Here is a 7583-nt window from a genome sequence, read left to right on the forward strand (position 1 = left end):
CCGGCCGCTGTACCTCGTGGGGGCGTCTCCCGAAGTGATGGTGAAGCTGCACGAAGGCCGCGCCCTGCTGCGGCCCATCGCCGGCACCCGCCCACGTGGCCGGACACCTGACGAGGACCGCCGCCTGGAGGCGGAGTTGCTCGACGACCCCAAGGAGAACGCCGAGCACATGATGCTCGTCGACCTCGGGCGAAACGACCTGGGCCGGGTCTGCCAGTACGGGACGGTGCGGGTCACGCGCCTCGTGGAGGTAGAGCGCTACTCGCACGTGATGCACCTGGTCTCGGAGGTGGAAGGGACCCTGCGGGACGGCCTGGATGCGTTCGACCTGGTGCGCGCCGCCTTTCCGGCCGGCACGGTGACCGGGGCCCCGAAGATTCGCGCGATGCAGATCATCGACGAGCTGGAGGCCTCGGGGCGGGGTCCCTACGCCGGTGCGGTGGGGTACTTCTCCGTGACGGGCAGTGCCGATAGCTGCATCACCATCCGGACCCTGGCCATCCGCGCGGGCGTGGCCCATGCCAGGGCCGGGGCGGGAATCGTAGCCGACTCCACGCCGCGGCGCGAGCTTCTGGAGACCGAAAGCAAGGCGCAGGCGCTTTTTGCGGCTCTGAGCCGGTTTGATGCCTGAATTGCTGGAGCGCTGACGCGGTCAAGGGGAGGAGAGTGGGGGATGGCTCGGGAGGCCGGCAACACCAGCCTGGGCGGAAACGGCACGAAGGGGGGTGAACACGAGCGCTCGCTTGTCGTCATCGACAATTACGACTCGTTCACCTACAACCTGGTGCAGTACCTGGGCGAACTGGGTGAGGATCCCGTCGTCTTTCGCAACGACCAGGTGAGCGTGGACGGCCTGCTGGCCGGCCGCCCGTTGGCCGTGCTGATCTCGCCGGGGCCGGGCCGGCCCGAGGATGCGGGCATCTCCGTCGAACTCATCCGCCGGGCCGTTGACATCCCGATCCTGGGGGTGTGCCTGGGCCACCAGGCCATCGGGGTGGCGTTCGGGGGGCGCGTCGAGCGTGCGCCGCGCCTCCTGCACGGCAAGAGCAGCCTCATCCATCACGACGGCGGCACCATCTTCCGTGCACTGCCCAACCCGCTGCGGGCAGGCAGGTACCACTCCCTTTGCATCGTCCGGGACAGCCTGCCGGACGTGCTGGAAATCTCCGCCGTGGACGAAGAAGGCTGCATCATGGCCGTCCGGCACCGCAGCCGGCCCGTGGAGGGGGTGCAGTTCCACCCGGAGTCCGTGCTCACGCCGCAAGGGCGGGGCCTGCTGGCCAACTTCCTCGAAATGGCCAGAAGGCTGGCGGCCCAGGGATCGAGTGGGGGCCTGGAAGCGCGTCAGGCCGTCGTGCAGTCAAGCTGAGACGAGGGGAGCGAGGTTCGAGAAGTGTCTGACATCAAAGAGGCCATTGCGCTCGTCACCGGGGGGCAGTCCCTTTCCCAGGACCAGGCGGATGCCGCCATGAGCGCCATCATGGCCGGCGAAGCCACACCGGCCCAGATCGCGGGTTTTGCCGTGGCGCTGCGCATGAGGGGGGAGACGCCCGAGGAGGTGGCCGGGCTGGCGCGGGCCATGCGCCGCCAGGCGGTGCGGGTCAGGGTGCCGGAGAACGTCCCGATCGTGGACACCTGCGGCACCGGGGGCGACCTTGCGAACTCCATCAACGTCTCCACGGCCGCCGCGTTCGTGGCGGCGGGGGCAGGCCTCAAGGTGGCCAAGCACGGCAACCGATCGGTTTCGAGCAAGGCAGGTAGCGCGGACGTGCTGGAGGCGCTGGGCGTGCCGCTCGATCTGACGCCCGACGAAGTGGGCCAGTGCCTTGAACAGGTCGGGATCGCCTTTTTCTTCGCACCCACCTTCCACCCGGCAATGCGCCACGCCGCCGGCCCCCGGCGAGAACTGGGCATCCGTACCGTCTTCAACATCCTCGGGCCGTTGACCAACCCGGCCGGCGCGCGCTTCCAGCTGGTGGGAGTCTACGAACCGAGGCTGGTGGAGCTCGTGGCGCACGCCCTGACCCGCCTCGGCGTGGAGCGGGCGCTGGTGGTTCACGGGCTCGACGGGCTCGACGAGATCACGCTCTCGGGCCACACTCTGGCCGCGTGGGTTGAGGGGGATCGGGTCAGCCGCTTCACCATCGACCCGGCCGAGCTGGGAGTCCCTCCCGCCCCGGCAGCGAGCATCCGGGGCGACGGAGCAGTGACCAACGCCCGCATCCTCCGGGAGGTGCTGACCGGCCAACGGCAGGGCCCGCACCGGGACGTCGTGCTGCTGAACGCTGCCGGCTGTCTGTGGGCGGCCGGACTGGCGCCCTCTCTACGGGACGCCCTGCAACTGGCGCGGGTCGTGGTGGACTCCGGCCAGGCCTATGAGCGGCTGGAGGCGCTGGTCGCGTTCGGCACCGCCCGCCGCGGCGCGGCGGCGGGGGCATCGCGGTGAGTGCTGTCTGGGAGCCACCGAAGGGCCGGTTGGGCGAGATCGTGGCTTACAAGAAAGCCCGGTGCGCCGGCGCGGAGGGGTTGCGGCGAGCGGGCGCTTGGCCTCGGGAGCCGGGCGGGCAGCCGCGCAGGAAGACGCCGGGCCTTGCTGACGCGATCCGCAGGGTCAGGCAAACCGGTAGGGTCCCGATCATCGCGGAGGTCAAGCGGCGGTCGCCCTCTGCCGGCCCAATCGCCCCGGACACAGATGCGGCGGCCCGGGCGGCGGCGTACGGGCGTAGCGGTGTTGCGGCGGTCTCCGTGCTGGCCGACGAGGCGTTCTTCGGCGGCAGTCCCGAGGACGTGGAAGCCGTGAGCCGCACGGTCGGCCTTCCTGTGCTGTACAAGGACGTGGTGGTGTGTCCCGCCCAGGTCGAACTCGCCCGGCACTGTGGAGCGGCAGCGGTCTTGCTGATTGCGGCCGCGCTCGCTCCACACGACCTGCGCATGCTCCTGGATACCGCGTACGACCTGGGGCTTGACGCAATCGTTGAGGTGCACGACGGGCCGGAACTTGACCGGGTGCTGGAAATGGGCGGGGTCCGGATCATCGGGGTCAACAACCGGGACCTGCAGACGTTCGAGGTGGACATGCAGCGGGCGCTCCGCCTCCTGCCCAGAATACCCGGCGAGGTCGTTGCCATCGCCGAGAGCGGCTACCGAAGTGCCCAACAGATGGCCGAAGCCTGGGCTGCCGGTGCCGACGCCGTGCTGGTGGGGGAGGCCCTGATGCGAAGCCCCGACCCGGAAGCCCTCGTGAGAGAGGCGCGGGAAGCGTATGCACGTCTGGGTGAAGGTCTGCGGCCTCGTGCGGCCACAAGACGCACTTGAGGCGGTGAGGGCGGGCGCGGACGCGGTGGGGCTCATCCTCACGCCACGAAGCCCCCGGGCCGTCTCCCCCGACCAGGCCCGTGCCCTGGCCTATCTTGCACGAGCCGAAGCGGCGGCGCTTGGCCGCAAGGTGCGCGTGGTAGGGGTGTTCAGCGGCGAAGACGGCGGCATGATCCTCACCCTCGCCCGGCTGGCCGGCGTTGACACCGTGCAGCTTCACGGAGGAGAGCCGGAGCCGGTACGGCTGCATCTCGAAGCGGCCGGCTTCCGGACGGTGCGGACCCTGTGGCCCTCGGGCTCTCGGCCCGGCGAGCCCGGCGATGCGGGTGCAGGTGCGGGCCTCCTTGACTTCGCGGCCCGGCCGTTGCCGTGGGCCGTCCTGCTGGACAGCCGAAGTGGCGCTTCCGCTGACGGCACCGGGGCAAGTGCGAAGGCCCTGGTGGGCGGCACCGGTGTGAGGCTGGCCCAACCGGTTGCCTCACAGTGGGCGGCCTGGCTGCGCGCGCGGCAATTGCGGGTCATCCTGGCCGGCGGGCTGCGTCCCGCCAACGTGCAGGCGGCCCTGAGTTCCATCCGGCCCTGGGGGGTCGATGTGAGCTCGGGAGTGGAGGAGCCCGGCCGGCCCGGTGTCAAGGAACCGCAGGCCATCCGGGCGTTCGTTCAGGCCGTCCGAGAATGGGAGGTTCGGGATGGGTAGGCGTTCGAACGGGGGAGAACAACCAACCTGGACTCCGGTACCGCCAGCTGACGGGGTTCCTGATGCGAGGGGCTACTTCGGCAGCTTCGGCGGCCGCTTCGTTCCCGAGACGCTGATGGAGGCCCTGGAGGCGCTGGAGCGGGCTTACCGGGAGGCGCGGGAAGACCCGGGGTTTTGGGCTGAACTGGGCGAGCTCCAGGCCAGTTACACGGGCCGCCCCACACCGCTTTATTTCGCCGAACGCCTCACGGAGCACGCCGGCGGCGCCCGGCTGTACCTGAAGCGGGAGGACCTGGCCCACACCGGCGCGCACAAGATCAACAATGCGCTGGGGCAGGCGCTGCTCGCGCGGCGTATGGGGAAGGGGCGGCTTATCGCCGAGACGGGCGCCGGCCAACACGGGGTCGCTACGGCCACGGCCGCCGCACGCCTGGGGCTTTCGTGCACGGTGTTCATGGGCGCTGCGGACATGGAGCGCCAGCGGCTGAACGTGGTGCGGATGGAGCTGCTGGGCGCCGAGGTGCGGCCGGTTCGCATCGGCAGCGCCACGCTGAAGGAGGCGGTGGACGAAGCCTTGAGGGAGTGGGTCGCCACCCTCAACGACTCCCATTACGTCCTTGGCTCAGCGGTCGGGCCCCACCCGTATCCCTTGATGGTCGGGGATTTCCAGTCCATCATCGGACAGGAGGCGCGCCGGCAGATCCTGGAGGCCGAGGGACGCCTGCCGGACTGGGTGGTGGCATGCGTGGGCGGGGGTAGCAACGCCATCGGCATTTTCCGCGGCTTTCTGCGGGACAGGGAGGTCAGGCTGCTGGGGGTTGAAGCAGGCGGCCGGGGCGGCGGCGCTGGAAAGCATGCGGCCACGCTGGCGTACGGACGCCTCGGGGTGCTGCACGGTTCCCGGAGCCTGCTGCTGCAGGACGGCGATGGACAGGTGGCGCCGACCCATTCCATTTCGGCCGGACTGGACTACCCTGGAGTGGGGCCGGAGCACAGCTACCTCAAGGCGTCGGGCCGCGCCCGGTACATCACAGCCAGCGACGATGAGGCGCTGGAGGCGTTCCGCGTCCTTTCCAGGACGGAGGGGATCCTGCCGGCGCTCGAAAGCGCTCATGCCGTCGCCGTGGCGGTGCAGCTCGCCGGGACGCTCGATTCCCGCGCCATCATCCTGGTGAACCTGTCGGGACGGGGCGACAAGGACGTGGAGGTGGCCTCCCGCCACCTGGCTGCAAGAGCGGAAGAGAGGGCGGCCGAGGGCCAGGCATGAGCTGCGCAGCGCATCACTCGCCGAACGAAGCGAGCTTCGAGGCATACGCCCGCACTGCCGGGGGCAGGCGGCTGGCCGCGGCCTTCGGCCGGGCGCGGCAGGAGGGCCGCGCGGCCCTGGTGGGGTACTGGATGGGAGGGTACCCCGACGTGCCCACATCCGAACAGGCCCTGGCGGCGCTTGTGCGGGGGGGATGTGACGTGCTGGAGGTGGGGGTTCCCTTCTCGGATCCGGTGGCCGACGGCCCGGTTCTCCAGCACGCGGCGTCAAAGGCATTGGAGCGGGGTGCGACCCTGCGCCAGGTGCTGGAGGCGGCCGCGCGGGTGCAGGCGGCCGCTCCGTCAGTGCCGGTGGTCATCATGAGCTATTACAATCCGTTGCTCCAGATGGGAACCGACCACTTCACAGCCGCCGTGGCCTCCGCCGGGCTGGCCGGTTTGATTGCGCCCGACCTCCCGCTCGAGGAGGCAGAGGGCCTGCGCTGTGAGCTCGAAGAGCGGGGGCTGGCTTGGGTCAGCCTGGCGGCGCCCACCAGCGGCCCGAGGCTTGCGCGCCTGGCGCGGGCAAGTGACGGGTTCGTGTACGCGGTCAGCCGTCTGGGGGTGACGGGCGCCCGGCAGGACGTCGCGCCGCAGGCAAGAGAGCTGGTGGAAGCGCTGCGCCGCACAACGCCTCTTCCGGTGGCGGTGGGATTTGGTGTCGCCGGGCCGCAGCAGGCCAGCGCGTACCGTTTCGCCGACGGCGTGGTGGTGGGAAGCGCCTTCGCAGCCCTCTGGGAGCGGCAGGGAAACGACCCGCCGGCAGCCCTTCACGGCGTCGAACACCTCGCTTTCACCATCCGCCGAGCTCTCGAGGGGCCATGAGCAGTCGCAGCTTCATCCGCGAGGCGTTTCCCGAGCTCGAACCCTGGCCTGAGCAGGCCGTCCTGGCAGCCCTCGAGTGGGCGCAGCGGCCCGCACCCACCGGCCCGTCCCCGTGGGCTGCCATTGAGGCAGTGGTGGCGCGCAACACGGCCCGGGTGCTGGCAGCCTTTCACCAGGTCGGCGCCAGCGAAGGCCTGCTCGCCGAAACGACGGGGTACGCTTACGGGGACCCAGGCCGGGAGGCTCTGGAGAAGGCCTTTGCCATGGTCTTCGGAACCGAGGCCGCCCTGGTACGGCCCCAGCTCGTGTCGGGCACCCACGCCCTGGCATGCGCCCTGTTCGGCGTGCTGCGTCCGGGCGACGAGCTGGTGGTGGCCACGGGCCTCCCGTATGACACGTTCTGGCCCGTGCTGGGGATCGAGGGCCAGGACACGCCCGGCTCCCTTGCAGAGTGGGGAGTCCGGACCCGAGTCGTGCCGCTGGCATCTTCCGGGCGGGTTGACCTGAACGCCCTCGAAGGTGCCATCACGGGGCGCACCCGCATGGTGCTGGTGCAGCGCTCCCGGGGCTATGCGTGGCGCCCGTCCCTTTCGGTGGCCGAGATTGAACGCATCTGCCGGGTAGTTCACCGCCGCCCGGGCTGCGCCGTCCTGGTGGACAACGCCTACGGGGAGTTCGCCGAATCACGGGAACCGGGGCATGCCGGCGCCGACCTGGTGGCAGGATCGCTGATCAAAAACCCCGGGGGCGGCCTGGCACCCAGCGGTGGCTACCTGGCGGGCCGCGCCGAACTGATCGGCCTCGCTGCCGCTCGCCTCACCGCCCCCGGCCTGGCGGGCGAGGTAGGACCGGGGCTGGGGGTGACCCGGTGGCTGTGGATGGGACTGTTCATGGCCCCCCGCATGGTGGGTGAGGCGCTGGCTGGAGCGGTGGTGGCGGCGGCCGCGTTCGAGGCAGCCGGGTTTTTGGTCAGCCCGGGCCCGTTTGAAGAGCGGTTTGACACCGTTCAAGTCGTGCGGGCCGCAAGCCAGGAGGCAGCGCTGGCCATTGTCCGCGGGATTCAACGGGCCTCCGCCCTGGACGCAAGAGCCCGGCCCCGGCCGGCACGCCTCCCCGGATACCGGGATCCCGTCGTGATGGCAGGCGGTACCTTCATTCAAGGGTCGTCCAGCGAACTCTCCGCCGACCTGCCGCTGAGGGAGCCGTTCGACGTCTTCATCCAGGGGGGGCTGTCCCGCTACCACGTCGCGCTGGGGGTGGCGCGGGCCTTGCATGAACTGGTGCGGGAAGGCCTGGCGCCCGTTCGCCACAATGCCTAGTTGCCTCAAAACAAAAGGTACCTGAACGGAGATACGTTGCCTCATAACGAAACGTACTCAACCGGGACCCTCCCTCCGGTTCGGGGGTCTTGGGACCGACCGGTAGCCTCGCCGAGGTAGGC

8 protein-coding genes are annotated in these 7583 nt (G+C 70.4%); all 8 read left to right on the plus strand.

Annotation, left to right across the window (positions count from 1 at the left end; genetic code table 11):
* On the plus strand, positions 1–631 hold a 631-nt coding region (locus tag AB1609_11980), incomplete at its 5' end, for an anthranilate synthase component I family protein (protein MEW6047184.1).
* Positions 632–673: 42 nt separating this feature from the next.
* Positions 674–1369 carry an aminodeoxychorismate/anthranilate synthase component II gene (locus tag AB1609_11985; GenBank protein MEW6047185.1) on the plus strand — a complete coding sequence of 232 codons (696 nt, stop codon included), beginning with the start codon at positions 674–676 and terminating at the stop codon, positions 1367–1369.
* Between the two features lie 24 nt (positions 1370–1393).
* Entirely contained in the window at positions 1394–2446 is a 1053-nt protein-coding gene (trpD, locus tag AB1609_11990; protein ID MEW6047186.1) for an anthranilate phosphoribosyltransferase, read from the plus strand.
* Entirely contained in the window at positions 2443–3315 is an 873-nt protein-coding gene (locus tag AB1609_11995) for an indole-3-glycerol phosphate synthase TrpC (protein MEW6047187.1), read from the plus strand. The genes trpD and AB1609_11995 overlap by 4 nt, the downstream gene beginning before the upstream one ends.
* Positions 3263–4012 carry a phosphoribosylanthranilate isomerase gene (locus tag AB1609_12000; protein ID MEW6047188.1) on the plus strand — a complete coding sequence of 250 codons (750 nt, stop codon included), beginning with the start codon at positions 3263–3265 and terminating at the stop codon, positions 4010–4012. The genes AB1609_11995 and AB1609_12000 overlap by 53 nt, the downstream gene beginning before the upstream one ends.
* Entirely contained in the window at positions 4005–5279 is a 1275-nt protein-coding gene (trpB, locus tag AB1609_12005; GenBank protein ID MEW6047189.1) for a tryptophan synthase subunit beta, read from the plus strand. Before AB1609_12000 ends, trpB begins: the two co-directional genes overlap by 8 nt.
* Positions 5276–6142 (plus strand): tryptophan synthase subunit alpha, encoded by an 867-nt coding sequence (trpA, locus tag AB1609_12010; protein MEW6047190.1) that lies wholly within the window; start codon positions 5276–5278, stop codon positions 6140–6142. The genes trpB and trpA overlap by 4 nt, the downstream gene beginning before the upstream one ends.
* Positions 6139–7461 (plus strand): methionine gamma-lyase family protein, encoded by a 1323-nt coding sequence (locus tag AB1609_12015; GenBank protein MEW6047191.1) that lies wholly within the window; start codon positions 6139–6141, stop codon positions 7459–7461. The genes trpA and AB1609_12015 overlap by 4 nt, the downstream gene beginning before the upstream one ends.
* Positions 7462–7583: the final 122 nt, after the last annotated feature.

The sequence above is a fragment of the Bacillota bacterium genome (assembly GCA_040754675.1).
Lineage (GTDB): Bacteria > Bacillota > Limnochordia > Limnochordales > Geochordaceae > Geochorda.